Here is a 26,182-nt window from a genome sequence, read left to right on the forward strand (position 1 = left end):
ACCGGAGGACAGTGCGGGTCAGCCCTGGGCCGCGAGCTCGACCGCATCCAGCTCGCGCCCGGCTCGCAGGTGGCCGAGCACGACGCGGGCACGGAGGGGACCGGTGTCGCTTCGGCCACCGTCGCGGCGCCGGACATCGGCGTGGTGCCGATGTCCGGCGAGGCGGACCGCGGCGGACGCGGCGGACGGGCCGGCGCCCACGGTCGGCACCGGCGTGGTGGAGGTCACGCCGCGCAGGCCGCGCCGAGGCCGCGGTCCACGAGCTGGTCCCGAAGCCGCGAGGGCGAGCGGAACCGGCGTGCGCACGGGCAGGTCCCGTCCTTCCCGGGCTTCTCCACCGGTTCGGTGGGGCGGGCGACGGGACGGCACGCCAGGGCATCACCCGGTGGACGGCACGAGGACGCTTCCGGGCACCCGGGCCGCTACGGGTTCTCCCACGCCGCCGGCTCCGCCGCCAGGCGCCGTACCGGCTCGGGCAGGGCGTCCGCCGCGAGGTCGGCGACGGTGACGCCCTCCAGGACGCGGCGGACGCTGGCGCGCAGGGCGATCCACAGCGGCAGCAGCGGCTGCGCGGTGCCGGTGTAGGACAGGCCGGTGGGCCGCTCGCCGCGCACCGACACGATCGGGCCGTCGACGGCGCGGATCACGTCCGCGACGGTGATGTCCGCGGCGGCGCGCGCCAGCCGGTAGCCGCCGTTGCCGCCGCGCCGGCTGTCGACGATCCCGCCCCGCCGCAGATCGCCGAGGATGCCCTCCAGAAACTTGTGCGGGATGTCCTGCGCGGTGGCGACGGCCTCCGCCTTCACGGGGCCCTGGTCCTGCCGTACGGCCAGCTCCAGCACCGCCCGCACCGCGTAGTCCGCCCGCGCCGAGATCCTCATACGACCATTCTGGGGTGCCGGGCCGTACACAATGGCCGGGCACGGGATTCGGCACCCGAGCCGACACGGGGACCCGGCGCATCACCCGGCACATCGCGCGGCACGCGCGGCAGCCGCGAGAGGACAGGCAACAGGAGGCGCTCCCTTGGGGCTCAGCAGACGTACATTCGGCGCCCTCGCCGGCACCACGGTCCTCGGTCTCGCCCTGGGCGGCAGCGGCGGGACGGCGACCGGGCCGGCCGGCGACGGGCGGGTGCGCATCGGCCGCGACCGGTACGCGCTGCTGGTCGACGGCGAGCGGCTGGTGCTGCGGGCGGGCGAGGCGCACCCCTTCCGGCTGCCCAGCCCGTCCCTGTGGCGGGACGTGCTGCAGAAGATGCGCGCCCACGGCTACAACACGGTCCGCGTGCCCGTCCCGTGGCTGCACCACTCCCCCGCGCCCGGCCGCCACGACTTCACCGGCGTGCGTGACCTGGACCTGTTCCTGCGGACGGCCGCCGAGACCGGCCTGTACGTGATCCTGCGGCCGGGCCCCTACCTCGGCGCCGACCTCGACGGCGGCGGCCTGCCCGGCTGGCTGACCGCGTCCGGGGTCCGGGCGCGGACCGCCGACCCGGCGTATCTGCGGCACGCCGACGCGTGGCTGACGGCGGTGAACGACATCGCCGTCCGGCACCTGCGCACCAACGGCGCCGGCCCGGTCCTGCTCTACCAGATAGAGAACCCGGGCGGCCCGGACCCGGCCGCCCGCGCCTACCGGGAGCACCTGCGCCGCAAGGTGCGCGCCGACGGCATCGACGTGCCCCTGTTGCACGACCCGGCCGGCGACGGCCCCGACGGGCGGCCCGACCCGTGGGGCGGGGCGGGCTACGGGCAGGTGCGCCGGGAGCGGGGCGCGGCGCACCGGCGGCGCCTGCTGCTGACCGGCCTGGCCGACGGGGACGCCCTGCCCGAGGCGGACCTGGCGTTCGGCGGCACCTCCTGGGGGTGGCTGCCGGCGCCGTCGACCTACACGTCGTACGACCGGGCCGCGCCGATCGACGAGGCGCGCAGGCCGACCGCCGCGCTGGCCCCGGCGCACCAGCTCGGGCACCTGCTGCGCTCCGTGCCCGGCTTCGCCCGCCTGGAGCGGGCGGCGGACGCGCCGGCCTCGGACGGCCGGATCACGGTGCGCCACCTGGCCGATCCGGACACCGGCGCCCACGCCTACGTGCTGCGCAACGACTCCGCGGAGCGGGTCACCGCCACGCTGCCGGGCACCGGGATCGAGACGCCGGTGACCGTCGCCGCCCGGGACACCCGGCTGCTCGTCGCCGGGCTGCGGCTGGGCGGGCGGAAGCTGCTGTACAGCACCGCGCAGCCCATGCTGTTCCTGAGCGCGGGGCGGCAGGACGTCGCGGTGTTCGCGGGGCGGCGCGGCGAGTCGGCGCAGGTGGCGCTGGAGTGCCCGAGCGAGCCGACGCCGATGCGGCTGGACGTGGAGCCCGCCTGGTCCTACGGCGACGGGCGGCTGCACGTGACGGTGCCGCTGGGGGTCGGCGGGCTGGCCCGGGTGCGGGTCGAGGGCGGCGGGTCCGACCGGCCGCTGCTGCTGCTCTTCGCCGACGACGCGACCTCGCTGCGGCTGTGGCCGTACGACACCCCGTCCGGCCCGGTCCTCGTCTACGGCCCGGCGCTGCTGCGCGGGGTCCGACTGGACGGCGCCACCGCGCACCTCACCGGCGACACGACCGGGCCGACCGGCCTGGAGGTGTGGGGGCCGCGCGGCCTGACCCGCGTCACCTGGAACGGGACCGCGGTGCGCACCCGGATCAGCGCCTCCCAGAGCCTGCTGGCCGAGCGGATGCTGCCCGGGGTGGGCGAGGTGGCGCTGCCCGCGCTGGACGGCTGGCGGCGGCGGACGGAGAACCCCGAGGCGGCGCCGGACTTCGACGACTCGGCGTGGCCGGCCGCCGACCGGACCGCCGCCTCCGGCGGCACGCCGGCGCCGGACGGGCAGCCGGTGCTCCTCGCGGACGAGTACGGCTTCCACCACGGCGACGTCTGGTACCGGGCCCGCCTCACGGACGCGTCCGGCCTGACGAAGGTGTCCCTCGCCTACCGCACCGGCACGCTGGGGCTGCTGATGGCCTGGCTGGACGGCGTACCGCTGGGCACGCACCGGATGCCGGCGCCGGACGACGGCACGGCGGACCGGGGCAGCTGGACGGCGACGGCCGCCTTCCGGGTGCCGAAGAGGCTGCGCGGGCGCGCCGGGCACGTCCTGTCCGTGCTCGTGCGGCCCATGCAGCGCGACGGGGAGGGCACGGCCCGCGGCCTGACCGCCGTCGCCTTCGAAGGCGCTTCCCCGCGGGCGAGCTGGCGGATCCAGGGGCGGGCCGCGCCCGACCCGGTGCGCGGGCCGCTGAACAACGGCGGCCTGTACGGGGAGCGCGCGGGCTGGCACCTGCCCGGGCACGACGACGGCGACTGGGAGCCCGCCGAGCTGCCGCGCGCCGACCGGCGGCAGGGGGTGACCTGGTACCGGACCGCGTTCCGGCTGTCCGTGGACCCGGGCGTCGACGCCTCCGTCGGGCTGGTCCTGGACGACGACCCGGAGCGCGCCTACCGCGTGCAGGTCTTCCTCAACGGCTGGAACCTGGGGCAGTACGTCAACGACGTGGGTCCGCAGCACACCTTCGTCCTGCCCGGCGGCGTCCTGCGCACCCGCGGCGCCAACACCCTGGCCCTGGCGGTCCTGTCCGACGGGACCACCCCCGCGGGGCCCGGGCGGGTCCGGCTGGCGCTGCTGGGGGCGGCGGCCGGCGGGGTGCCGGTGCGGGCGGTGTGACCGGCCCGCCCCGGGCGGCGGGTACGGCGGCGGCGCCGTGCCCGCCGCCCGGGGGCGCGCCGGGGGGCGGGGTCACGCCAGCCGGATCACGTTCCAGGACAGCGGCTCCAGGACGGCGGTCAGCCGGCCGCCGTCCAGGGCGGTGCCCTCGACCGTGTGCGGGGTGACCCGCTCGGGGTCGTCGAGGGTGTTGCGCGCGTCGGGGTCGGCGTCCGCGAGCGCGCTGTGCTCGACGACCGACGTCAGGTCGAGGCCGTGGAGGGCGACGTCGAGCGGCAGCGGCTCGGTGCGGGAGCGGTTGACGGCGAAGACGGTGACCGTGCCGTCCTCGGCGCGCACGGCGGTGGCGTGCAGCAGGTCGGCCTCGCCGTACTTGTCCGTCCGGTACGTCGGCGAGTCCACGCGCACGTCGAGGACCTCGCCGCGGCCGTACCGGGAGGCCTGGGCGAACGGGAAGAACGTCGTCTGCCGCCAGGCGGGGCCGCCGGGCTCGGTCATGATCGGGGCGATGACGTTGACGAGCTGGGCGAGGCAGGCGACGGTGACGCGGTCGGCGTGCCGCAGCAGGGCGATGAGCAGGGAGCCGAAGACGACGGCGTCGGTGACGCTGTAGCTGTCCTCCAGCAGGCGGGGCGCCTCGGGCCAGTCGTCCTGCGCGAACGTCGGCGCCTGCTCCTGCCAGCGGGACAGGTACCAGACGTTCCACTCGTCGAAGGACAGGTTGATCTTCTTCTCGGACTTCAGCCGGGCGCCCACGTGGTCGCAGGTGGCGATCACGTTCTCGATGAAGGACTCCATGTCGACGGCGGAGGCGAGGAAGGAGTCGACGTCGCCGTCGAGCGGCTCGTAGTAGGCGTGCAGCGAGATGTAGTCGACGAGGTCGTACGTCTCCTGGAGGACCGTCGCCTCCCACGCGGCGAAGGTGGGCATCGACTGCCCGGAGCTGCCGCAGGCGACCAGTTCGACGGACGGGTCGGCCTGGCGCATGGCGCGGGCGGTCTCGGCGGCGATGCGGCCGTACTCCTCGGCGGTCTTGTGGCCGGTCTGCCAGGGGCCGTCCATCTCGTTGCCCAGGCACCACAGCCGGATGCCGAAGGGGTCCTTGTCGCCGTGGGAGACGCGCAGGTCGGACAGGGCCGTGCCGGCGGGGTGGTTGGCGTACTCCTGGAGTTCGAGGGCCTCGGCGACGCCGCGGGTGCCGAGGTTGACGGCCAGCATGGGCTCGGCCTGCGGGCCGATCTTCCGCAGGAAGGCGATGTACTCGGACAGGCCGAAGCGGTTGGTCTCGGTGGAGTGCCAGGCGAGGTCGAGGCGGCGCGGGCGGTCCTCGACGGGGCCGACGGAGTCCTCCCACCTGTAGCCGGAGACGAAGTTGCCGCCGGGGTAGCGGACGGCGGTGACGCCGAGTTCGCGGACCAGTTCCAGGACGTCCCGGCGGATGCCCGCCTCGTCCGCGGCGGGGTGGTCCGGTTCGAAGATGCCGGTGTAGACGCAGCGGCCGAGGTGCTCGACGAAGGAGCCGAACAGGCGGGGGTCGACCGTGCCGACGGTGAAGGCGGGGTCGAGGGTGAAGCGGGCGGTTCGCATGGGCGCCTTTCGGGGTGCGTGACGGGTGATGCGCGGGCGGATGCGGGTGCGGGTCGTGCGGGGTCCCCGCGCCCCGGGCGGTGACCGGCCGGGCGTGGGGCGGGCGGCGCCGGCCGGGGGGACCGGCGCGGCGGGCCCGGGGCGCCTCCCGCGGGGTCCGCTCGGGGGCGTCACTGGCCGGCCAGGCCCGTGTGGGCGACGCCCGCCACGATCTGGCGCTGGAAGAAGACGAAGACGACGATCAGCGGCAGGCCCGCCAGGAGACCGCCGGCCATGAGCTGGGCCCACTGGATGCCGTAGGAGTTCATGACGGTCGCGATGCCGTTCGGCATGGTCATCAGGTCGGGGTTGTTGGTCACCATGTAGGGCCACAGGAAGTTGTTCCACGAGGCGATGAAGGTGAAGATGCCGACCGCGGCGAGCGAGGGGCGCGACAGCGGCAGCACGACGGTCAGGAAGACCCGCCAGCGGCCCGCGCCGTCGAGGAAGGCGGCCTCCTCCAGCTCGCGGGGGACGCCCTGGAAGAACTTGTAGAGGATGTAGACCATCGCGGCGGGCGCGCACTGCGGCAGGATCATGCCCCAGTAGGTGTCGACCATGCCCATCTGCTGGACCGTGGTGAACAGCGGGACGCCGAGGACCGCGGGCGACACCATCAGGCCGGCCATGACCAGGCCCAGCAGGGCGCCCTTGCCGCGGAACTCGGTGCGGGCGAAGCCGTATCCGGCCAGGGCGCTGACCGCCAGCACGACGGTGGTGACGCAGACGGAGACGACGAGGGAGTTCACGAACCAGTTGGTGATGTTGCCGCTCTCCAGGAGCGCGGTCCAGGCCTGGCCGGTCCAGTCCTCGGGCAGCCAGTGCGGGGGCGCCTCGACGGCCTCGGTCTCCGACTTCAGGGAGGTGAACAGGGCCCAGGCCAGCGGCGACAGGATCACCGCGGCGACGGCCGCGCCGATCAGGGTGAGCACGGCCTGGCCGGGCGACCAGGCCGCCCGGCGGGGCCTGGTCCGGGTCCGCGGTGCGGCGGCGGTCATCGGGCGTCCTCCTCACGGGTGCGCAGCAGCCACATCCGTGCCAGGGCGACGGCCGCGATGAGCACGAAGAAGATGATGGAGATCGCGGAGGCGTAGCCCACGCGGTAGCTGGTGAAGCCCTCTTCGAGGGTGTACTGCACGAAGGTGCGGGTGGATTCCTCGGGGCCGGGGGTGAAGTCCGTCATCACGACGGCCTGGTCGAAGACCTGGAGCGAGGCGAGGATCTGCAGGGTGACGACGAGGCCGGTGATGGTGCGCAGCATCGGCAGGGTGATGTGCGCCGTGCGGTGCCAGGCGTTGGCGCCGTCCAGCTTGGCGGCCTCGTACAGGTGCGCGGGGATGCCCTGGAGCGCGGCGAGGTAGAGCAGGAAGCTGAAGCCGACCGTCCACCACAGGGTGCAGACGACGACGGCGAGCAGGGCGTAGGACTTGTCGGTCAGCCAGGGCGTCTGCAGGCCGAAGACGTGGTTGATCATGCCGGTGCCGGGGTTGAACAGCCACTGCCACAGGTTGGCGGCGACGGTGGACGGCAGCAGGAACGGCAGGAAGAAGCACAGCCGCCACAGCCACTTCCCGCGCTCGATGTGGTGGGCCAGCATCGCGAGCAGGAAGGCGAGCACGGTGATGCCCGGCACGACGAGCAGGGTGAAGAAGGCGCTGTGGCCGAGCGCGTCCCACATCAGCGGATCGCCCAGGGCCTCGCGGTAGTTGTCCAGGCCGACGAAGCCCGCGCCCTCGCCGGAGATGTTGGCGTCGGTGAAGCTGAGGTAGAGGCCGCGCAGCAGCGGCCAGATCACGAAGAGCGCGAACAGCGCGAGGAACGGGGCGACGAACCAGCCGCCGTGCTGGAACCCCTGGCGGCGGCGGACGGCGGCGCCCGGCGCGGCGGCCTTGGCGCGTGCCGGGCGGACGACGGTCCCGGCGCCGGTCGTCGTCATGCGGCCGCACCTCCCTGCGCGGCGGTCCTGCCGTCCATGGGGTTCTTCGCGGCGAGCAGCTCGGTGAGCACGCGCCTCATGCGGCGGGCGGCGGCGTCCGGCCGGGCGGAGCCCGTCGTCGAGGAGACGACGACGGGGCCGACGCGCTGGGCGAGGATGCCGGTGGACCCGGCGAACCACACCTTCGGCTCGGTGGCCTGGTGCTCCATGGCCGAGACGTACTCGTTCTGCGGCTGGAGCCTTCGGTACGCGGCCGTGGCCAGGGTCGGCGTGTGCGCCGGGATGTGCCCGCCGGCCGACCACTGCCGGGCGTGGGTGACGACGTAGGCGGCGAGCCGGTGCGCGGCCTCGTTGGCGGCGCCGCCGCGGCCCGCCTGGTGTGGCAGGACGAAGGCGTGCGACTCGGCGTGGGTGGCCGGCCGGCCGAAGACGGGGGGCAGCGGGATCGCGCCGTAGTCGACCTCCGCGCTGTCGAAGACCGGCACCGACCAGTTGCCCTCCCAGACGAACGGGGAGCCGTTGACGAACTGTTCGGCGCCCGCGCCGCCCCCGAAGGCCGGGTCGGCGTATCCGTCGGCGAGGTGCCGGCGCAGGAACTCCAGCACCCGGGTGGCCTTGTCGGTGTCGAAGGTGACCTCGGCGCGGGCGTCGTCGAACCAGGTGCCGCCGAGCTGGGTGTAGAAGGCGACGAAGAACCACCACTGGAAGTTCAGGTCGTTGTGCCACAGGCCGATGGTCTGCAGCCCCTTCCGCGTGGCCTTCCTGGCCTCCTTCAGCACGTCGAACCACTCCTCGGCGGAGGTGACCGGCACGATCCGGCCGTCGGCGCCGAGCAGGCCCGCCTTCCTCAGCACGTCCTTGCGGTAGAAGCAGAGCTGGACGTGGATGTCGAGCGGGAGGGCGTAGAGCTCGCCGTCGACGACGGCCCGCCGCCACAGCGCGGGGCTGAAGTCCTCCTCCCGCACGCCGTACTCGGCGAGCAGGCCGACGTCCCAGGGGTCCAGGAGGCGGCCGGGCGAGAAGCCGGTGACCCGGCCCAGGTGCATGACGCCGAGGTCCGGCGCGCGGTTGCCCGCCGCGGCCATGGCGAGCTTGGTGTAGAAGGGGCTGCCCCACTGGAGGGTGGAGTCCTTCACCTCGATGCCGGGGTGGTCCGCGCGGAAGGCGTCCAGCATCGCGATCATGTTGTAGCCGTCGCCGCCGCTGAAGAGGTTCCAGAACCGCACGCGCGTGTCGGCGTCGGAGGCCAGTGCGTCCGCGCCGGTCCCGAGGGCGGCGAAGCCGAAGCTGCCGGCGACGAACAGTCCCCCGATCCCGCCCAGAAGCTGCCTGCGATCCAGGCCAGGTCGTCCCATGCCCTGCCCTTACTGTTCGAGAGTCGGCGTCCGAAAGATCCTTGTTCGAGATATCGGATATTGCCCGTAACTTCGAACGGGACCGTAGGGTTGAAGCGCTTTCCCGTCAATGGGGCGCGCACAAGTTTCCCGCCGCCCCCGCGGCCGCCCCGGGCGGAAGGAACCGCTCCCGTCGCCCCCCGGCCGGCGGACCGCATGACGCGGGCCGAGGCGGGCACGTACCCTCGAACAGGCGTCGAACGACGGCGAGAAGGGGGAGCGATGGGCGACGCGCCCGTGCGGCGGCGAGCGGCCCGGGCCCGCACGGCGCTCCGGCGCCCGCACGGCGGCCCCGCGGGAGCGGCGCGGTGACGCACGCCCCGGCCCCGGAACACCTCCCTCCCCCGGAGCACGTGCCGCACCTGGCGTTCGGCCCGGCGGGGTTCCTCGGCGAGTTCTACCCCTCCTTCTGGTGGATCCCGGCCGGGGTGCTGGCCGCCGCCCTGGCGATCAAGCTGCCGACGATCGTCCGGTTCCGGGGCGACCCGCTGCTGCGCGCGGTCGGCGGCCTGCTGCTGCTCGCCTGCGCGGTGTTCGTGTTCGTCGCGCCGTCGACCATCGCCTGGGTCAACCGGGTCACGGGCGTGCCGAACATCTCGGCGCCGTGGGTGTACTCCCTGCTGACCGCCTTCTGCGGCTCCTGCCTGCTGCTGATCATCGCCTGGCGCAACGGCCTGTCCGACCGCTCGGCCGCCACCCGCCGCGCCACGCGCTGGGTGGTCTCCGTCTACTCGGGCGTGATCGTGGCGCTGTGGGTGCTGTTCGCCCTCGCGGACGTGCCCGTGGAGCGGCTGCGGGACCTGGACACCTACTACGCCACCACCCCGTTCATGCGCGAGGAGATCCTGCTCTACCTGCTCGCGCACACCACGGCCGTGCTGATCACCTCGAAGCTGATCTGGAACTGGGTCCGCACCGACGGACTGGACGCCTGGCTGCGCTGGGGGCTGACGTTCCTCGGTGTCGGCTACGCGATGAACCTGCTCTTCGACGCCGCCAAGCTCACCGCGGTCGTGGCCCGCTGGACGGGCCACGACCTGGACTGGCTCAGCATGACCGTGGCGCCGGCCGTGGCCTGCCTGTCCGCCGTCCTGATCGCGGTCGGCTTCATCCTGCCGCACGCCGGCCAGTACCTGTCCGACCGCCGGCGCGTCCGCCGCGCCCACCGCGAACTGCGCCCCCTGTACCTGCTGATGCGGTCCGTCGGCGGCGGCGGCATCCCGTTCGTGCTGCGCGCCGGGCCCGAGCTGCGCCTGACCCGCCGCGAGACGTTCATCCGCGACGTGCTGCTGCCGCTGGCCCGGCACATCGACGAGGACCTGCGCCGGCGGTCGTACGCCGCCGCCTTGGCCCTCGGGCACCCCCCGGACCGGGCGAAGGCGCTCGCGGCGGCGGTGGCGGTGGCGGACGCCGTGGACGCCCGCCTCGCCGGGCGCGAGCGCGCGGACGGGGACGGCCCGGACACCGCGGAGCTGCTGCGGGAGATCGGCGCGGTCTCCCGGGCCCTGCGCCGCCCCGACGACCTGCGGCGGGTGCGGGCCCGCGCGGGCGTCCCGGACGGCAGTGCGGCGGTCGCCGAGTGACCGCCCGGCTGGCCCGGCCGTCTCGGCCTTGGCATAGTGCACGGGTGTCCGAACGGCACCCGGGCGAACAGGGGGGAGAACGGTGCGCAGGAGCAGGGAGATGCGTCGCCTCGCCGACGCCCTCGTCGACCCGATCCGCATCCCGGTGCCCGCCGATCCGGAGACCCTGTTCGAGGCGCTCGTCGACTCGGTCGGCGCGTGGCGGGGCCGTGAGGTCGTCGTCCACCGCAGGGCCTTCCCGCCGCACACCGCCAGCGGGCTGTGGCTGGAGCACGACACGCACGACGACGTCGTGGTCGACCAGCGGGCCGCCGTGTGGCACCAGATCGTGATCCTCTGTCACGAGGTGTGGCACATGCACCGGCGGCCGGCCGCCCCCGGCGGCCCCCGGCCGGCCGCCGCCCGCACCGACTTCAGCCTGGCCGAGGAGCAGGAGGCCGAACGGTTCGGCATGCTGATGGGCCGTCGGCTGCGCGCCTGGCTGGAGGGCTCGGCGGACCCGGCGCCCCCGGCCCGCCCGGGCGACGCCCAGGACCTCGCCGGACGCATCGGGGCCGCGCTCGGCTACCGCGGGACGCGCCGATGAGCGGCCTGGTCAACTACGTCAGCTGTGCCGTGCTGTGGCTCGGCCTGCTGGTGAAGGCGCCGGACCTGATCCGCCACCGGCACGACCCCTACCTGCGCGCCATCTGCGCGGTGCTGGGCCTGGCCGGTCTGTGCTTCCTCCTCGGGGCGCCGCCGACGGTCGGGGCCGTCAACCACGTGAGCGGCGTCCCCAACCTCGCCGCGCCGCTGACGTACGCCTCGATCACCGCGTACGGCGCCGCCTCCCAGGTGCTGGTCGTCCACTGGCGCGGCGGGCCGCGGGTGCGCCGCGCCGCCCGCCGCTGGATCTGCGCCTACGCGAGCATCGTGCTCGGCATCGCCGTCGCCTTCGTCCTCGGCGACGCCCCGGTGGAGCGCCGCACCGACCTGGACACCTACTACGCGAGCACGCCCTACCTGCGCGAGATGATCGTGCTCTACCTGGCCGGGCACCTCACCGCCGCCGCCGTCACCACCGTGTCCTCGCTGCGCTGGGCCCGGCAGGTGCGGGGCTGGCTGCGGGCGGGGCTGACGCTCCTCGGCGTGGGCACCCTGTGCAACGCCGGGTACAGCGTGAGCAAGCTGGTCGCCGTGGCGGCCCGCTGGTGCGGCCGGGACTGGTCGGCGCTGAGCACGCACCTCTCCCCGGCGGCAGCCGCGCTGGGCGCCCTGATGACGGCCGCCGGGGTGCTGCTGCCGCTGCTGGGGCCCCGGCTGACGGAGAGCCGGCGGGCCTGGCGGGCGTACGTGCGGCTCGAACCGCTGGAGCGGGAGCTGGACGGCGTCCTCACCCGCCGCTCGCTCCGGCTGCCCCGGCCGCGCCCGGCCGCGCCCGCCACCCTGCTGGTGTGGCGCCAGACCAGCATCCACAACGCGCTCAGCCACCTGCACGCCGCCTTCGACCGGGACCTGTACGACCGGGTCCGAAGGACCGTGCTCGAGGAGACGGGCGACGCGGAGCGGGCCGAGGCGACCGCGTGGGCCGCTGTCGTCGTCACGGCCGCGCGGAGGGAGACGGGCGGCCCCGGAGCGCTCCCCGGCGGCGCCGGCCGTTTCCCGGACCGGGTGCCCGGCCCCGCCGCCCTGGTGCGGATCGCCGACGCGCTGGGCCCGGCGGCCCGCGTCGCCGCCCGCCCGTCCGGCGGCCGGGCCACGACGGGCACCGCGTGAACCGGCCGCCGAGCGAACGGAGCCGCGGGACGTGAACCTCGTCGTGTACCTGGCCGCCGGCGTCTTCGGGCTGTCGTCGGTCCTGCTGCTGCGCCGGCCGCGCACCGCCGTGCTCGACCCGCTGACCCTGTCCACCTGCGCGGCGATCGTCCTCGGCGCGCTGGTCTTCGTCTGCTCGGCGCCGCTGACGCTGGCCGCCGTGAACGACCTCACCGGCATCCCCAACTTCGGCGCCCCGCTGACCTACAGCATGATCTCCGCGTACAGCTGCGCGCTGATCGTCCTGCTGATCAACTGGCGGGGCGGCCCCCGCGCGCGGGTCCGGCGCATGGTGCTGCGCAGCGTCGCCGCCTACGGTCTGCTGATCGCCGCCGTCGTCGCGCTGTTCGCCCGCGCGGACGCGGACACCGAGCGGCTCACCGACCTCGACACCTACTACGCGAACACGCCGTACATGCGGGAGATGATCCTGCTGTACCTGCTGGGGCACAGCGCCGCGACGCTGGTGATGTGCGCCGTGTGCGTCAAGTGGGGCCGCGAGGTCACCGGCCCGCTGCGCGCCGGGCTGCGGCTGATCCTGGCCGGTCTGCTGCTGGACGTGGTGGGTTTCCAGCTCGCCAAGTACACGGCGGTCGCGGCCCGTTGGGCGGGCGGCGACCTCGACGCGCTGTCCACCTCCGTCGCCCCGCCGCTGGCCTCGCTGGGCGCGCTGCTGTGCTCCGCCGGTTTCGTGGTGCCGCGGCTGTGGCCGGCCGCCGCCGCCCACTGGCACGGGCTGCGCGACCACCGGCGGCTGGAGCCGCTGTGGTCGCTGGTGCGGTCCGCGTCCACCGCGCCCAGGCCGCCCGCCGCCTGGTGGCAGCCGCCCCGGACGCGGCTGCACTGGCGCGAGGTGTCCATCCACGACGCCCTGCTGGCGCTCGCCCCCTACTTCGACGACCGGGTCCGCGCGCGGGCCCGGGACGCCGCCCTGCGCGGCGGACGCCCGCCCCACCAGGCCCGCCTCGCCGCGGAGGCGGCCATGCTCGCCGACGCCGCCCGCCGCGCCGCCGCCGGCGAGGAGCCCCTGGACGCGCCGAGCGCCCACCGGCTGCACGCCACGGAGGTGTCCGGTACGAGCGCACTGGTCGAACTGGCCCAGGAGCTGGCGCGTTCACCCGGCGCCGGCGCCGTACCCGCACGTGCGGTGCGGGCCGTCCAGGGCCGAGCCCATGGCTGAATCGGAGGAGCCCCATGTCGCGTAGAGCTGTCGTCATCGGTGCCGGGCTGGCCGGCATGCTGGCCGCGGCGGCCCTGTCCACCGCCGTCGACGAGGTGATCGTGCTGGACCGGGACGACCTGCCCGACGGCCCGGAGCACCGCCGCGGCCTGCCGCAGGGCCGCCACGCCCATCTGCTGATGGCGGGGGGCCTGGCCGCCATGGAGGACCTGGTGCCGGGGGGGAGCGTGCGGGAGCGCCTGCTCGCCGTCGGCGCCCGCGAGGTCTCCCTCAGCTCGGGCATGCTGGCCCTCACCCCCGACGGCTGGCTGCGGCGCTGGCGGCGCCCGGGACCGAGCATGATCGCGTGCAGTCGGGCGCTGCTGGACTGGGCGGTCCGGTCCGCGGTGCTGGCCGGCACCCGGACCGAGATCCGCAAGGCCCGGGCGCTGGAGCTGCTGGGCACCGCCCGGCGCGTCCACGGCGTGCGGGCCGCCACGGCCGCCGGGGACACGGACGTCGAGGCGGACCTCGTCGTCGACGCCAGCGGACGCGGATCGCGGGTGGTGACCTGGCTGGCCGGGATCGGGGTGTCCGGCCTGCGGGAGCGGACCGTGGACGCCGGACTCGTCAACGCGACCCGCGTCTACCGGATGCCGAAGGGCGCCGAACGCTTCCCGCTGACGGTCGTGCAGGCCGATCCGTACACCTCCCGGCCGGGCCGGAGCGGGATGGTGCTGCCCATCGAGGGGGGCCGCTGGATGGTCAGCCTGGCCGGCACGCGGGGCGGGGAGCCGCCGGCCGACCCGGACGGCTTCCTGCGCTACACCCTCGACCTGCCCGACCCGCTGGTGGGCCGGCTGATCTCCGGCGCCGAGCCCCTCACCGACGTGCACATCAGCCGCAGCACCCGCAACGTGCGGCGCTATCCGGAGAAGGCCCCGCACTGGCCGGAGGGGTTCGTGGTCCTCGGCGACGCCCTGGCCGCCTTCAACCCCGCCTACGGGCAGGGCATGTCGGTGGCGGCCCTCGGCGCCCGGGTCCTCGCCCGCGAGCTGCGCCGCAGCGGCCCCGACGCCCCCGGGCTCGCCCGGCGCGTGCAGCGCGGGGCGGCGCGGTCGGTCGACATGGCGTGGGCCGTGGCGGTCGGCCAGGACGTCCGCTACCCGGGGGCGGTCGGCGGGGCGCCCGGCCCCGCCGACCGCCTCGTCACGGCGTACACCCGGCGCATGATGAAGGCGGCCACCGGCTCCTACGACGCGGCCCGCGCGGTGTGGGACCTGATGAGCCTGCGGGCGGGCCCGGCCCGCCTGCTGCACCCGGCCACGGTCCTGGCCACCCTCGCCGGCTCGCCCCTGCCGCCGTCCGCCCGGCCGCCGTTGACGGAGAGCGAGCGGAAGGTGGTGCGGGCGCTGGACCGGACCGGAAGGTGAGCGGGGCCGGGCGCCCGGGCCCCGGGGGAGCCGGTGTCAGCCCGCGAACGCCGGCTGCTCCAGGCCCCTGCCCGCGCCCGGCACCACCAGCAGCGCGCCCGCCAGCGGGTGCGGTGCCGCGAGGCCGGTGCGGGCCGTGGTGAGGTACAGGTCGGTCAGGTCCGCGCCGCCAAAAGCACATGCCGTCACCCGCGGGACCGGCAGCTCGACGACCCGGTCGAGTTCGCCGTCCGGGGTGTAGCGGCGGACCGCCGCGCCGTCCCACAGGGCCACCCACACGCAGCCGTCGGCGTCGACCGTGAGGCCGTCGGGGAAACCGGCGCCCTCCTCGATCTCCGCCAGGGTGCGCCGGCCGGTGACCTCGCCGGCCTCGTGGTCGAAGACGTCGATGCGGCGGGTCGGCGTGTCGACGTAGTACATCAGCCGTCCGTCGGGGCTCCAGCCGGTGCCGTTGCTCACCGTCACGTCGTCCAGGACCGTGGTCACGGTGCCGTCGGCGGTGATCCGGGACAGCGTGCCGCCGCCGGACGCCTCGTCGTAGCGCATGGTGCCGGCCCACAGCGAGCCGTCGGGGGCGACGGCGGCGTCGTTGCCCCGGCGGCCGGGGACGGGCTCGCGGTGCAGCCAGCGGAAGTCCCCGCCGGCGTCCAGCAGGCCCACCCCGTCGCGCAGGTTGAGGACCAGGCCGCCGCCCGCGCGCGGCTTGGCGGCGCCCACGTGCTGCTCCGTGGCGCGGACCGTGCGCCGTCCGGAGACCGGGTCGTAGGTGTGCACCCGGCAGCCGAGGATGTCGACCCAGACCAGCCGGCCGGCCGCCGCGTCCCACGTCGGGCCCTCGCCGAGGGCCGCCTCGGCGCGGACCGCCACCTCGTACGCCGTCGTTGTCGTCGTCTTCGTCATGCCGCACTCCGGTGTCCGAGTCGCTCCGACAGGTCCGCCGCGCCCTTGGCGGCGAGCTGCTCCAGTTCCACGCGCCGCTCCTCGCTCCAGCGGATCATGGGCACGGAGATGGACAGCGCGGCGACCACCTGGCCGGTGCGGTCGCGGACCGGGGCGGCCACGCAGGACACGTCCGGGTTGGACTCGCGGCTCTCCACCGCGATGCCGCGCTGCCGTATCTCCGCCAGGGCCTCGCGCAGGGCGGCCGGGTCGGTGATGCTGTTCGGGGTCATCGCGGCCAGCTCGGCGCCGTCGGGGACGCGGGCGGCGAGTTCCCGCTCGGGGAGGGAGGCCAGCAGCATCTTGCCGACGGAGGTGCAGTGCGCGGGCAGCCGCCGGCCGGCCGCCGACACCATGCGCACCGCGTGCGTGGAGTCCACCTTCGCGATGTAGATGACGTCGGTGTCCTCCAGGATCGCCACGTGCACGGTCTCGTCGCAGGTCTCGGCGACGGACCGGGCGACCTGCTGGCCCTCGGCGGCCAGGTCGAGCTGCTCGGCGTAGCGCGCACCGAGCTGGTACGGGCGCACCCCGAGGCGGTAGCGCCCGGGCTGGCCCTGCACGGGGACGATGTACTTGCGGGCGGCGAGCGTGGTGACCAGCTCGTGCACGGTGGTGCGCGGCAGCTGGAGCCGGCGCACGATGTCCGGTGCGGAGAGCGTCCCGTCCCCGTCGAGGAAGAGCTCGAGAATGTCGAGAGCCCGGGTCACGGCTGGTACGAGGCGTCCCACGACCGGCCCCCTCCCTATGTGTCTCAGGCGCCTGCGGCTCAGGCACCTACGTTCGAAATTTCAACAGGCGATCGGCATGACGAACACAGGCTAGCCACAGCGGTTCGTCCCGGGCAATGGGCCGCCCGCCGGCGGCACCCGGCCCGGGGCCGCCGGCGGGTCCGCCCGGGGCCGGTCCTCCCCGGACCGCGGTCAGCGGCCGGCGGCCCCGAGCACCGCCTCGACGACATGCGGCACCGAGCCGGGGTGCAGGAACAGGAACAGGTGGGGCTCCACCAGCTCCAGCTCCATCACCCACGGCCGGCCGTCGTCCCCGGTCACCAGGTCGACCCGCGCGTACAGCAGCTCGTGGTCCCCCGGCACGGCGCCCAGCGCCCGCTCGGCCACGGCGCGTTCGGCCCCGGTCGGCGTCCAGGGCTCCAGGTCCGGGTGGGCCACCTTGTCGGCGTCGTACGCCGTGCCCGGCGCCAGCACCGCGCCCTTGCGGCTGGCGTGCAGCAACCGGCCCCCGAAGAACTGCAGGGCCCGCTCGCCGTCGGTGTCGACGGACCGCACGTACGGCTGCACCAGGGCGGTGATCCCCTCGGCGTGCATCCGCTCCAGCTGCCGCAGGGCCGCGTCGCGCTCGCCGGGCGCGTAGCGGGCGGTGAACCGGGCGCCCGCGCCGAAGACGGGCTTGACGACGTACTCCCGGTCGGCGGACAGATCGGCCGGCTCGCCCGGGGCGATGTAGCGGGTGGGGACGACGGGCACTCCGGCCGCGGCGAGGTCCGCGAGGTACCGCTTGTCGGTGTTCCACCGCACGACCGGCGCCGGATTGGCCAGCCGCGTCGCCTTCCCGCACCGCTCGGCCCACGCGGTGAACTCCGCCGCCCGCCGGGTGTAGTCCCACGTGGACCGGATCACCACGAGATCGAATCCGCCCCAGTCGGTCCCGGCGTCGTCCCAGGCCACGCCGACGGCGTCGGCCCCCGCCTCCCGCAACGCCTCCACCAGTACCGGAAGGTCGCTGTCCAGGTGCGTCCCGGAGCCTGAGTCGTAGGTGGCGAGCGCTATTCGGGGCACGGCGGGCTTTCCTCCAGGGCGGCGACGGACCGGCCCGCAGGCTAGCAACCGCGCCCGCCACCGGGACACCCCGTCTCCCGCGCGGGCGCGGACCGCGCGGGAGACGGCGGCCCGGGCGTTTCCCGCGGCGGCCGGCGGTGTACGGAGGGAGCGTGGGGGCACCGCCGCCCACGGGCGCGGCCTGGGACAGGCGGCCGGGCCCCGGCGCGGCGCCCGGTGGCGACGACCAAGGAGTACGCACGCGTGTCTTCCCTCTTCCCGGCCCTGACCGGCGCCCCGACCGAGACCGGCACCCCGGCGCAGGCCGGTCCCCCGCCCGGGGCCGAACGGCCCGCCCTGCGCTTCGGTGAGCGGTCCCTGACGTACGCGGAGCTGGCCGCCGCGGCCGGGGCCGTGGCGGACCGGGTCCGGGCCGCGCGCCGGGTCGCGGTCTGGGCGGCCCCGGCGCCGGAGACGGCCGTCGGCGTCGTCGGCGCGCTCCTCGCCGGGGTGCCCGCGGTGCCGCTGAACCCGAAGTCGGGCGCGAAGGAGCTCGGGCACATCCTGTCCGACAGCGCGCCGGACCTGGTGCTCACCGCCCCCGGCGCCAAACTCCCGCCCGCGCTGCGGGGGACGGCGCGCGTCGACGTCGACGTGCGCGCGGCCGGGGCCGTCCCGGACGACCGCGCCGGCGACGGCGACCCCGCCCTGATCGTCTACACCTCCGGCACCACCGGCCCGCCCAAGGGCGCCGTCCTCCCCCGCCGGGCCGTCGCCGCCACCCTGGACGCGCTCGCCGACGCCTGGCGGTGGACCGGCGACGACGTGCTGGTGCACGGGCTGCCGCTGTTCCACGTGCACGGGCTGGTGCTGGGCGTCCTCGGTCCGCTGCGCCGCGGCGGGTCCGTGCGGCACCTGGGCAAGTTCACCACCGAGGGCGTGACGCGGGAGCTGAACGCGGGCGCCACCATGCTGTTCGGGGTGCCGACGATGTACCACCGCATCGCGGAAGCGCTGCCCGCCGACCCCGAGCTGGCGAAGGCCCTGCGCCGGGCGCGGCTGCTGGTGTCCGGCTCGGCCGCGCTGCCCGTGCACGACCACGAGCGGATCGCCGCCGCGACCGGCCGCCGGGTGATCGAGCGGTACGGCATGACGGAGACGCTGATGAACACCAGCGTGCGGGTGGACGGAAAGGCGCGGCCGGGCACCGTCGGCGTCCCGCTGCCCGGCGTCGGGCTGCGGCTGGTGGCGGAGGACGGGGCGCCGATCACCGCGTGCGACGGCGAGACGGTGGGCGAGATCCAGGTGCGCGGCCCGAACCTGTTCACCGGGTACCTGAACCGGCCCGACGCCACCGCCGCCGCCTTCACCGCCGACGGCTGGTTCCGCACCGGCGACGTGGCGGTGCGCGACCCCGACGGCTGCGTCCGGATCGTCGGCCGCAAGGCCACCGACCTGATCAAGAGCGGCGGGTACCGGATCGGGGCCGGCGAGATCGAGAACGCGCTGCTGGAGCATCCGGGGGTACGGGAGGCGGCCGTCACCGGCGAGCCCGACCCCGACCTGGGCGAGCGGATCGTCGCCTGGATCGTCCCCGCCGACCCGCAGGCCCCGCCCGGGCTCGACGAGCTGGCCGGCCACGTCGCCCGCCGGCTCGCCCCGCACAAGCGGCCCCGCGTCGTGCGCCACCTCGACGCCCTGCCCCGCAACGACATGGGGAAGGTCGTGAAGCGGGCGCTGGCCGACGGCTGACCGCCCGTCCGCCCGCGAGGTCCGGGCCCCGGCCGCCGACGACCACCCCGAACCGCCGCCGGTGCGCGGGCCCGGACCCGGCGGGCCGCGGCGCTCGGCGGGCCGGCGGGCGGATTCCCCCGTCCGGCGGCCACTCGCCCGGTCCCCTCCAGGAGGCGCTCCCGCCCCACCGCCCGCACGATGCCAGGGAGGTCCGCCGCCCGGCGGTCCCCCATGGTCCGCGCTCTCGGGAGGAACCGCCATGACCGCCAGTCTGGAGCAGTTGCGCCGCTGTCATCTCGCCGTCGACCTGGGGGCGGCCCGGACCCGCGTCTATGTGAAGGGGGCCGGCCTCGTCGTCGACCAGCCGTCCGTCGCCGCCGTGAACACCCGCACCGGCGCCCTCATCGCGGTCGGCGAGTTCGCGGAGAGGATGACGGGCCGCACGCCCGGCTACATCCGCGTCGTGCGGCCCGTCTCCGGCGGCACGGTCGTCGACATCGAGATGGCCCAGCGGATGCTGCGGCACCTGCTCGACGACAAGGTCCGCCGCTCCCTGCGCCGCAAGCCCCGCCTGCGCGCCGCCGCCTGCACCCCGCACGACGCCGACCCGCTGGCCCGGCGCGCCACCGTCGAGACCCTGGTCGGCCTGGGCGCCCGCCGGGTGGAACTCGTCGACACCCTGATCGCCGCGGCCGTCGGCTGCGGACTGCCCGTCGAGCGGCCCGAAGCCAGCATGATCATGGTGTGCGGGGCGGCGGCCACGCAGGTCGCCGTGCTCTCCCTCGGCGCGATCGTGACCGCCGAGCGGATCCCGGTCGGTGGCGAGGCCGTCGACCACGCGATCGTGCAGCACCTGCGCCACCGGCACGAGCTGATGCTGCCCGGCCAGTCGGTGCGCCCCCTGCAGCTCGCCCTGTCCGGCAACGGGCTCACCCCGCACGGGCCGGCGTCGACGGAGGTCCACGGCCGGGACGTCGCCACCGGCCTCGCCCGGTCCGTGCGGGTCGACACCGCCGCCGTGCGGGACGCCATCCAGACCCCGCTGACCGCCGTCCTCGACGGCATCGGCAAGGTGCTGCGGGACTGCCCGCCCGACCTGGTCGCCGACCTCGTCGACCGCGGGGTCACGATGGTCGGCGGCAGCGCGCTGCTGCCCGGCCTCGACGAGATGCTGCGGCAGGCCACCGGGATGCCGGTGCACGTCGCCGAACGCCCCGACGTGTGCGCCGTGCAGGGCCTGGGCGCCATGGTGGAGGGCCGGGTCGAGCCGCTGGCCCTGGACCCGCTGGCGTCCTGAACCCGCGCCGGCGGACCGGCCGGGCGGACGGGCGGGGGTGCCGCCCGTCCGTCACCGCCCGAACCAGCACCGTACGGTCGTGCCGTCCCGCGCGGTGTGCAGCCGCACCAGGTCCGAGACGAGGTTGACCAGCAGCAGCCCGCGCCCGCCGCGCTGGTCGCGCGGGGCGGGCCGGCGCCCGGCCAGCGGGTCGTCGAGCCGCCCCCTGTCGCGGACCTCGCACACCACGTACCCGCCCTCGGCCCACACCCGCAGCACGCCCGTGCCCCCGCCGTGCACCACGCTGTTGGTGGCCAGCTCGGCGGTGACGAGCGTGAGGTCCTCCAGCCGGACGCCCCGCAGGCCGAGCCGCTCGCCCTGGCCGGCGGCGACGTGCCGGGCGTGGGGCAGGGAGTCCCGGTCGAAGGAGAGGGCCGGCGCGTCCGGCGCCGGCGGCAGCGGCTCGTTGTAGCGGGCGACGACGTCGGCGGGCGCGTACGCGGCGCTGTCCCGCTCCCGCCCGGAGCCGGCGGCGATGACGGTGGGGTGGGTGGCGCACGCGTCGGCGAGGACCCGCTCGTCGAGGCGCGCGGTGTCGTACGGGCACAGGATGGTCGCCTCGCGGCCCCGGAAGGCCGCGTTGATCAGCGCCTCGTGCTGGGCGCAGGCCGGGTACTCGGCGGCCGAGCGGCCGGCCCAGATCGGTTCGCCGACGATCCGCACCCGCCGGCCGGGCGGCTGGGCGTCGGCGAAGGCGCGCAGCACCCCGGGGATGATCCGCCCGGGGTTGCGTCCGGCCTCCCGCATGTCGAGGAACGTCACGGCGTCGGCGCCCTCGCCCAGCGCGTCCCGGATCAGCGTGAGGTTCTCCGCGGGCACCGCCACGGCGACCGGCTCGCCGGCCCGGAGCGCCGCCCGGACGAAGGGGAGCGTGCCCGCGAGGTACTCGCGTTCGTCCCGGTAGAACAGGGCGGGGTGGGCGAAGGGCCCGAGCCGCTCGGACGGCGGGAAGGATGCGGCCACGGCACTCATGACATCGGCACCTCGATCACCGGCGGGTCGGGCCGGAACAGGTCCAGCAGCCGGCGCGGCGCGGACGGCGGCCGGTGCGGCACGGGCCGCCGCCCCCGGGAGCCGCTGCGCGGCGGCCACGAGCGCACCGGCGCCGGCCACGTCCACGAACGTCAGGTCGGACAGCTCCAGGTCGTACACCTCCTCGGCCGCGCGCACCGCCTGCGCCGGCACGCGTTCCCACGTCTCGTGCGTCGCCGGGACGGCCTCGCCCGCACCCCGCACGCCTGCGCGCCCGGCCGGCGGGGACACCGCCGGGCCGGTGCCGAGTGCCCACCCTGGTCTCCCGTAGTCGCGGACGAGGCGGCCCCTACCCACCCGGTCCCGGGTCATACCCCGGCGCCGGGTGTACCCGCCCGTACGGCGGGCAGGCGCACTGGAAGCACCGCCGGGCCCCGCGGGGCCGGGCCCACGGCTTCCGCGGCCGGCGCCCGGCGACGACGGGGCACGTGACGCCGTGAAATCCGTCGAGGACCCGACAGGACCGACGAGGACCGACAAGGCGGTGACATGACCTCAGCGGCACCATCCCTGGCAGGGAGGCTGAACACCCTGGTCATCGACAGTCATGTGGACGCGGACCAGGCCCGGCTCGTCCCACGCGGGGAGCTCGTGCACGGCTGCACGGACGTGCTGGCCGGGACACTGGGCCGGCTGCCGGCCGGCGTCCGCCGGGTCGACCTGGACATGGGCGGCGTGGTGTTCATGGACACGGCCGGACTGCAGTTCCTGGACGTGCTGGGCGACTACGGCCGGCGGCGGTCGGTCCCGGTGACGGCCACGAACTGGAACGGCCAGCCGCGCCGCATCCTGGAACTGGCCGGCCTGGACACCACCGATCCCCTGCGCTGCGCCGCCCGCCGCGCGGCCCCGGACACGGACCACGGGCCCGGCCCGGCGGCCCCGGACACGGGCCACGGGCCCGGCCCGGCGGCTTCGGCCCTGTCCGCGGTGGCGCGGGAACGCGCGGAACGGCTGCTGCGCCTCCAGGAACTCCAGCAGGAGGTGGAACAGCTGCGCCAGGCGATCACCTCACGCCCGGTGATCGACCAGGCCCGCGGCATCCTCATGGCCGTCCACGGCTGCACCTCCGACGAGGCCTGGCACATCCTGCGGGAGGCCTCCCAGCTCTCCAACACCAAGCTCCGCCGGGTCGCCGAGGCGGTCACCGCCAGCGCCGTCGCCACCGCCCCGCCCCCGCCCCCGGCCCTGCGCAGGGCCCTGCGCACGGCGATATCCCGCCTGCGCGCCTGACCCCGCCCGCACCTGCGGTCCCCGTCGCCCCGCGCCCTGGTGTCACCGTGCCCAGCGGGGTACCCGCCAGGCGAGAAACCGCCCCACAGGAGGCACCACGATGACCGAGCACACTCCGTCCCAGGCCCGGAGCGACCGCGACAAGCCGGTCCTCGACCACCCGACCCCGTCCCAGGCCGAGGGCGACCGCGACGACGAGCAGCCGGCCTTCGACTATCCGACCCCGTCCCAGGCCGAGGGCGACCGCGACGACGACACCGTCGACGCCCCGGGCGCCGGCTGACGCGGCCGTGGCAGGCGGTCCCGGCACGGCGGGCGGAACGGTGGTGGGCGGCACACCGGTCCCGGTGCGGCGGTCCGGCACGGCGGCATCCGGTGCGGTGCCGCCCGCGCCGCGGGGCACGGCGGAGGAGCCGGAAGCCGCGCACCGGCAGTGAGCGGAACGCGTCCCGGAAGCGGGCCCGCGGGGTCAGGAGACCGTCGTGGCCGCCGGTGCGGGGGCCACGGCACGGGAGGCGAGACACCCCTCGAAGAACGCCAGGGCACGCAGGTGGTAGGAGCGGGCGGCCCAGCCGAGGCTGATGTCGTGCCCGGCGTCGGGCTGGCGGTCGACGATCACGCGCGGGGCGGCCGTGAAGTGCGCGGCGAGGTCGGCGAGGGTCTCCTCGTCGTGCCGCCACCACGCCTCGTACTCGGCGAAGGTCAGCCGTACGGGCACGCGGACGCGGGGCGCGGTGGCCCGGAAGGTCAGCGGCCAGCGGGCGAGCTCTGCCCGCTCCCGCGCGGGCACGGGCTCCACGAGGGAACCGCTCGCGGCGAAGGTGCCCGGCGGGTAGAGACGCAGCGGCCCCCATCTGCGGCGCAGCAGCCCGCGCTGGTCGAACATCTCCATGGCGCGGGTGGCCAAACCGATTCCCCGGGATTCTCCGGTACGTTTCGGCAGGCTTTCCAGCACTGTCACGTCGATTCCCGCGAGACGTGATTCCCCGGCGAGCATGAGCCCTGCGGGCCCGGCTCCGGCAATGACCACCGAAGTGTCCATTCGCATCCCCTGGCGTACCCGCTGCGGAAATCCTGGGCGCGCCTGCGGCAGAAACCCGGAAAACCTCCTGCCGCCGTCATTCAGGAAACCCGGAACCCGCTTCAAACGGCTCCGCCCCGGAGCAGTCACAGGAAACGTCAGGTGAATGAAAACCCGCGGGCGCCACGGCGCCCGCGGACCGGTCACTTCTGGTTGAGCAGCTCCCGGTAGGAGTCGAGGAAGAAGGTCCCCTTGATGTCCGCCGTCACGGACGCGCCGAGCACGCCCGCCTCGGGGGCGTAGGTGACGCCCCACTCGGGGCCGAGCGGCAGCACGATGGAGTCCGCGCCCTCCGGCTGGTACGCGGTCAGTTCGGTACCGCCTTCGATCAGCGTCCTGATGTTGCCGGCGACGACCTCGGCGTGCTTCTGCGCCAGACGGGCCATCTTCAGCTCGGGGAGGGCGGTGAGGTCGCCGACGGCGAACACGGTCCGCAGGCCCTGGACCCGCAGCTCGGGAGTGACGGCGACGCGCCGGTCGGGCCGCAGCGCGGCGCCGAGGTCCGCGCCCAGGATGTCGCTGTTGGCGGTGGTTCCGTAGCAGCGGAACCAGATGTCGGCGGCGATGTCGTCGCCGGAGTCCGTGGTGACGGTGAACGCGCCGACCGCTCCCGGCTGCACGGAGGGCAGCTCGCGCAGCGCGGTGCCGAGCAGCACCACCACGCCCAGCCGGTCGAGCTGCGCGCGCAGCTCGGTGTGGAACTCCTCCGGGAAGGAGGCGCCGGAGAGCAGCCGGGGCTGGGGGTCGACGACCGTGACGGCCTTGTCGGGCCAGGACGCCTTGATCTCACCGGCGAACTCGAGACCCACCGGGCCGGCGCCCAGCAGCAGGACGTGCGAGGCCAGTTCCAGCTCCGCGCGCGTGGCGTCGAGCTTCTTCTTGCCGGTCTCGCGGTCGAGGGCGTCGATGTTCGCCGGGTAGGGCGCGGTCGAGCCGGTGGCCAGGACGATGTAGTCGGCTTCGACCGTCTCGCCGGAGGCGAGCCGGACCGTGGTCGCCGTGACCTCGACCGCGCGGTCCCGCTTGACCGTGCCGCGGGTCAGGAGTTTGTCGTACGGGATGAAGAGCCGCTCGGCCCAGTCCTGATCCGTGACGCCGCGCAGCGCGGCGACGTTGTGGACGAACGCGTCGCGCGGCTCGATCAGGACGACGTCGGCGACGTCGTCCAGGGCCTTCGCCGCGGTGACGCCGCCGTATCCGCCGCCGACGACGGCCACGGTCGCGGTCATGGCACCCTCCCGAGGATTGGTTAACATCACGAACTGTTCATATCACGCACTTCTTCGGAGGGAAAGACACCCCGATTCGGAGGGAAGGACACCCCGATTGACAACGCGGGTCACGGGCGGGGCACACTGCGGAGGGCTGTGGACGGGAGGATGCCGTGGATGTGGTCGATGAGCGCGGGGAAGCCCTGGCCCCGGCGCTGGTAGCCCTGTCCCACCTCGTCCTGCGCCTGTTCGCGGACGCCGGGCGTGCCCACGACCTCACGCAGCAGCAGACCGAGCTGCTGTGCACCGTGATCGTCCGGGAAAGGGTCCGGATGAACGAGCTGGGCAGGCTGCTCCACCTGGAGAAGTCGAGCCTGAGCGGCCTGCTGGACCGGGCCGAGCGGCGCGGTCTGATCACCCGCACCCGGGACGCCAGGGACCGCCGCGCCTACTGGGTCGAGCTGACCGACGAGGGCACCCGGCTGGCCCTGCAGACCCACAGCGACGTGACGGCCCGGATCGCCGGTCTGGTCAGGCGGATCTCCCCGCAGGACCAGAAGCACCTCGCGGACGTCGCCGAGCAGATCATGGCGGCGGAGGCCGGACCGGCCGAGTGACCGGCCGCCCGGCGTCGCTCCGCCGTCGCCCGAAGGGCGGCGTGCCTCGCTGCGACGGGCGTGTCACCATCACCGCCGCAGAGCACACCGGGAGCGCCGGCCGGCGGGCCGCGCCGACCAGGGCCCGGTCGGCAACGACGAGCGCGAGCCGGGTCATCCGGCCGGCCTGCGGAAGCGGCCTGCCGGGCAGCAGGTCCTCGGCGAGAAGCCGGGCACCTCGCCGGCAGCCGATGGCGCAGGTCCGGGACGACGCCTGGTCGCTCCGGGGACGCACCATCGACACCCTGTCAGCAGCCTGCGGGGCAAACTCGGGTCGAGCAGTTGGACCGTCACGGTCCGGGGGGTCGGTCTCCGCCTCGGCCATCCGTGACCTGGCGGGGGATCACGGATGACCGGGCGCCGTCCCGCGGCTCCCGGCCGCCGGTTCCGGCGCCCTCGTCGGCCCGGAGCGCGAGGACGCGGGTGTCCGCCGGCCCGGCCGGCCCCTCGGCAGTCCCCGGGGAAGCCCCGCTCCGGCTCCCGCTCCCCCACCGGGTACGTCCGGCTCCGTCCGCCCGGCCCCGTCCGGCACCGCCACCGACGGCCCGC

At 75.5% G+C, this 26,182-nt stretch carries 23 protein-coding genes and 1 pseudogene; 12 read left to right on the forward strand and 12 right to left on the reverse strand.

What is annotated here, in order from left to right; translation table 11 throughout:
- Window positions 1-18: 18 nt before the first annotated feature.
- A complete protein-coding gene (locus ABD363_RS23580) occupies window positions 19-228 on the reverse strand; it encodes a hypothetical protein (RefSeq protein ID WP_344606826.1) in 210 nt (69 codons plus the stop codon).
- A gap of 194 nt (window positions 229-422) precedes the next feature.
- A complete protein-coding gene (locus tag ABD363_RS23585) occupies window positions 423-881 on the reverse strand; it encodes an RrF2 family transcriptional regulator (protein WP_344606828.1) in 459 nt (152 codons plus the stop codon).
- Window positions 882-1,026: 145 nt separating this feature from the next.
- On the opposite strand from ABD363_RS23585, the gene ABD363_RS23590 reads away from it, so the two are divergent.
- The gene (locus ABD363_RS23590) at window positions 1,027-3,711 is read left to right on the forward strand and encodes a beta-galactosidase (protein ID WP_344606830.1); all 2,685 of its coding nucleotides are present in this window, start codon (window positions 1,027-1,029) and stop codon (window positions 3,709-3,711) included.
- Window positions 3,712-3,783: 72 nt separating this feature from the next.
- Here ABD363_RS23590 and arfA read toward each other — a convergent pair whose 3' ends face one another.
- The 4 genes from arfA to ABD363_RS23610 all read right to left on the reverse strand — a co-directional run bounded on the left by arfA (window position 3,784) and on the right by ABD363_RS23610 (window position 8,628).
- Entirely contained in the window at window positions 3,784-5,298 is a 1,515-nt protein-coding gene (arfA, locus tag ABD363_RS23595; protein WP_344606832.1) for an arabinosylfuranosidase ArfA, read from the reverse strand.
- Between the two features lie 170 nt (window positions 5,299-5,468).
- Window positions 5,469-6,335, reverse strand: a complete 867-nt coding sequence (locus ABD363_RS23600) for a carbohydrate ABC transporter permease (RefSeq protein WP_344606834.1) — start codon at window positions 6,333-6,335, stop codon at window positions 5,469-5,471.
- Entirely contained in the window at window positions 6,332-7,273 is a 942-nt protein-coding gene (locus ABD363_RS23605) for a carbohydrate ABC transporter permease (protein WP_344606836.1), read from the reverse strand. Before ABD363_RS23605 ends, ABD363_RS23600 begins: the two co-directional genes overlap by 4 nt.
- Window positions 7,270-8,628 carry an extracellular solute-binding protein gene (locus ABD363_RS23610; protein WP_344606838.1) on the reverse strand — a complete coding sequence of 453 codons (1,359 nt, stop codon included), beginning with the start codon at window positions 8,626-8,628 and terminating at the stop codon, window positions 7,270-7,272. The genes ABD363_RS23605 and ABD363_RS23610 overlap by 4 nt, the downstream gene beginning before the upstream one ends.
- A gap of 392 nt (window positions 8,629-9,020) precedes the next feature.
- On the opposite strand from ABD363_RS23610, the gene ABD363_RS23615 reads away from it, so the two are divergent.
- From ABD363_RS23615 to ABD363_RS23635, 5 genes are all read left to right on the forward strand, one after another.
- Window positions 9,021-10,250: an MAB_1171c family putative transporter gene (locus tag ABD363_RS23615; RefSeq protein WP_344606871.1), complete on the forward strand. Its 1,230-nt coding sequence runs from the start codon at window positions 9,021-9,023 to the stop codon at window positions 10,248-10,250.
- 100 nt (window positions 10,251-10,350) lie between these two features.
- Window positions 10,351-10,836, forward strand: coding sequence for a toxin (locus tag ABD363_RS23620; protein WP_344606840.1), 486 nt, complete (start codon window positions 10,351-10,353; stop codon window positions 10,834-10,836).
- Window positions 10,833-12,005, forward strand: coding sequence for an MAB_1171c family putative transporter (locus tag ABD363_RS23625; RefSeq protein ID WP_344606842.1), 1,173 nt, complete (start codon window positions 10,833-10,835; stop codon window positions 12,003-12,005). Before ABD363_RS23620 ends, ABD363_RS23625 begins: the two co-directional genes overlap by 4 nt.
- 31 nt (window positions 12,006-12,036) lie before the next feature.
- Window positions 12,037-13,224, forward strand: a complete 1,188-nt coding sequence (locus ABD363_RS23630; protein WP_344606845.1) for an MAB_1171c family putative transporter — start codon at window positions 12,037-12,039, stop codon at window positions 13,222-13,224.
- 14 nt (window positions 13,225-13,238) lie between these two features.
- The gene (locus tag ABD363_RS23635; RefSeq protein ID WP_344606847.1) at window positions 13,239-14,636 is read left to right on the forward strand and encodes a pyridine nucleotide-disulfide oxidoreductase; all 1,398 of its coding nucleotides are present in this window, start codon (window positions 13,239-13,241) and stop codon (window positions 14,634-14,636) included.
- A gap of 36 nt (window positions 14,637-14,672) precedes the next feature.
- On the opposite strand, the gene ABD363_RS23640 is transcribed toward ABD363_RS23635, so the two are convergent.
- The 3 genes from ABD363_RS23640 to ABD363_RS23650 form a co-directional block, all read right to left on the reverse strand.
- Window positions 14,673-15,536, reverse strand: a complete 864-nt coding sequence (locus ABD363_RS23640; protein ID WP_344606849.1) for an SMP-30/gluconolactonase/LRE family protein — start codon at window positions 15,534-15,536, stop codon at window positions 14,673-14,675.
- A complete protein-coding gene (locus tag ABD363_RS23645; RefSeq protein WP_344606851.1) occupies window positions 15,533-16,306 on the reverse strand; it encodes an IclR family transcriptional regulator in 774 nt (257 codons plus the stop codon). Before ABD363_RS23645 ends, ABD363_RS23640 begins: the two co-directional genes overlap by 4 nt.
- A 192-nt stretch (window positions 16,307-16,498) precedes the next feature.
- The gene (locus tag ABD363_RS23650; RefSeq protein ID WP_344606853.1) at window positions 16,499-17,371 is read right to left on the reverse strand and encodes an ATP-grasp domain-containing protein; all 873 of its coding nucleotides are present in this window, start codon (window positions 17,369-17,371) and stop codon (window positions 16,499-16,501) included.
- Window positions 17,372-17,614: 243 nt separating this feature from the next.
- Here ABD363_RS23650 and ABD363_RS23655 point away from each other — a divergent pair, with 243 nt between their 5' ends.
- Window positions 17,615-19,102, forward strand: coding sequence for an acyl-CoA synthetase (locus tag ABD363_RS23655; RefSeq protein WP_344606855.1), 1,488 nt, complete (start codon window positions 17,615-17,617; stop codon window positions 19,100-19,102).
- Window positions 19,103-19,343: 241 nt separating this feature from the next.
- Window positions 19,344-20,381: a rod shape-determining protein gene (locus tag ABD363_RS23660; protein WP_344606857.1), complete on the forward strand. Its 1,038-nt coding sequence runs from the start codon at window positions 19,344-19,346 to the stop codon at window positions 20,379-20,381.
- A gap of 51 nt (window positions 20,382-20,432) precedes the next feature.
- Here ABD363_RS23660 and ABD363_RS23665 read toward each other — a convergent pair whose 3' ends face one another.
- Window positions 20,433-21,392 carry an anti-sigma factor RsbA family regulatory protein gene (locus ABD363_RS23665; protein ID WP_344606873.1) on the reverse strand — a complete coding sequence of 320 codons (960 nt, stop codon included), beginning with the start codon at window positions 21,390-21,392 and terminating at the stop codon, window positions 20,433-20,435.
- 549 nt (window positions 21,393-21,941) lie between these two features.
- On the opposite strand from ABD363_RS23665, the gene ABD363_RS23670 reads away from it, so the two are divergent.
- Both ABD363_RS23670 and ABD363_RS23675 read left to right on the forward strand, forming a co-directional pair.
- Window positions 21,942-22,685, forward strand: a complete 744-nt coding sequence (locus ABD363_RS23670; RefSeq protein WP_344606859.1) for an ANTAR domain-containing protein — start codon at window positions 21,942-21,944, stop codon at window positions 22,683-22,685.
- A gap of 100 nt (window positions 22,686-22,785) precedes the next feature.
- Window positions 22,786-22,968 carry a hypothetical protein gene (locus ABD363_RS23675; protein WP_344606861.1) on the forward strand — a complete coding sequence of 61 codons (183 nt, stop codon included), beginning with the start codon at window positions 22,786-22,788 and terminating at the stop codon, window positions 22,966-22,968.
- Window positions 22,969-23,154: 186 nt separating this feature from the next.
- Here ABD363_RS23675 and ABD363_RS23680 read toward each other — a convergent pair whose 3' ends face one another.
- A complete protein-coding gene (locus tag ABD363_RS23680) occupies window positions 23,155-23,733 on the reverse strand; it encodes an FAD-dependent monooxygenase (protein ID WP_344606863.1) in 579 nt (192 codons plus the stop codon).
- 176 nt (window positions 23,734-23,909) lie between these two features.
- On the reverse strand, window positions 23,910-24,995 hold the full coding sequence (locus tag ABD363_RS23685) for an FAD-dependent oxidoreductase (protein WP_344606865.1): 1,086 nt from the start codon (window positions 24,993-24,995) through the stop codon (window positions 23,910-23,912).
- 155 nt (window positions 24,996-25,150) lie between these two features.
- On the opposite strand from ABD363_RS23685, the gene ABD363_RS23690 reads away from it, so the two are divergent.
- Together ABD363_RS23690 and ABD363_RS23695 are read left to right on the forward strand one after the other, a co-directional pair.
- Window positions 25,151-25,594, forward strand: coding sequence for a MarR family winged helix-turn-helix transcriptional regulator (locus ABD363_RS23690; protein ID WP_344606867.1), 444 nt, complete (start codon window positions 25,151-25,153; stop codon window positions 25,592-25,594).
- 218 nt (window positions 25,595-25,812) lie between these two features.
- A pseudogene (locus tag ABD363_RS23695) lies at window positions 25,813-25,964 on the forward strand (DNA-binding response regulator); the annotation flags it as partial.
- Window positions 25,965-26,182: the final 218 nt, after the last annotated feature.

The organism is Streptomyces glaucus (assembly GCF_039533365.1).
In the GTDB taxonomy this organism is placed as follows: Bacteria; Actinomycetota; Actinomycetes; order Streptomycetales; family Streptomycetaceae; genus Streptomyces; species Streptomyces glaucus.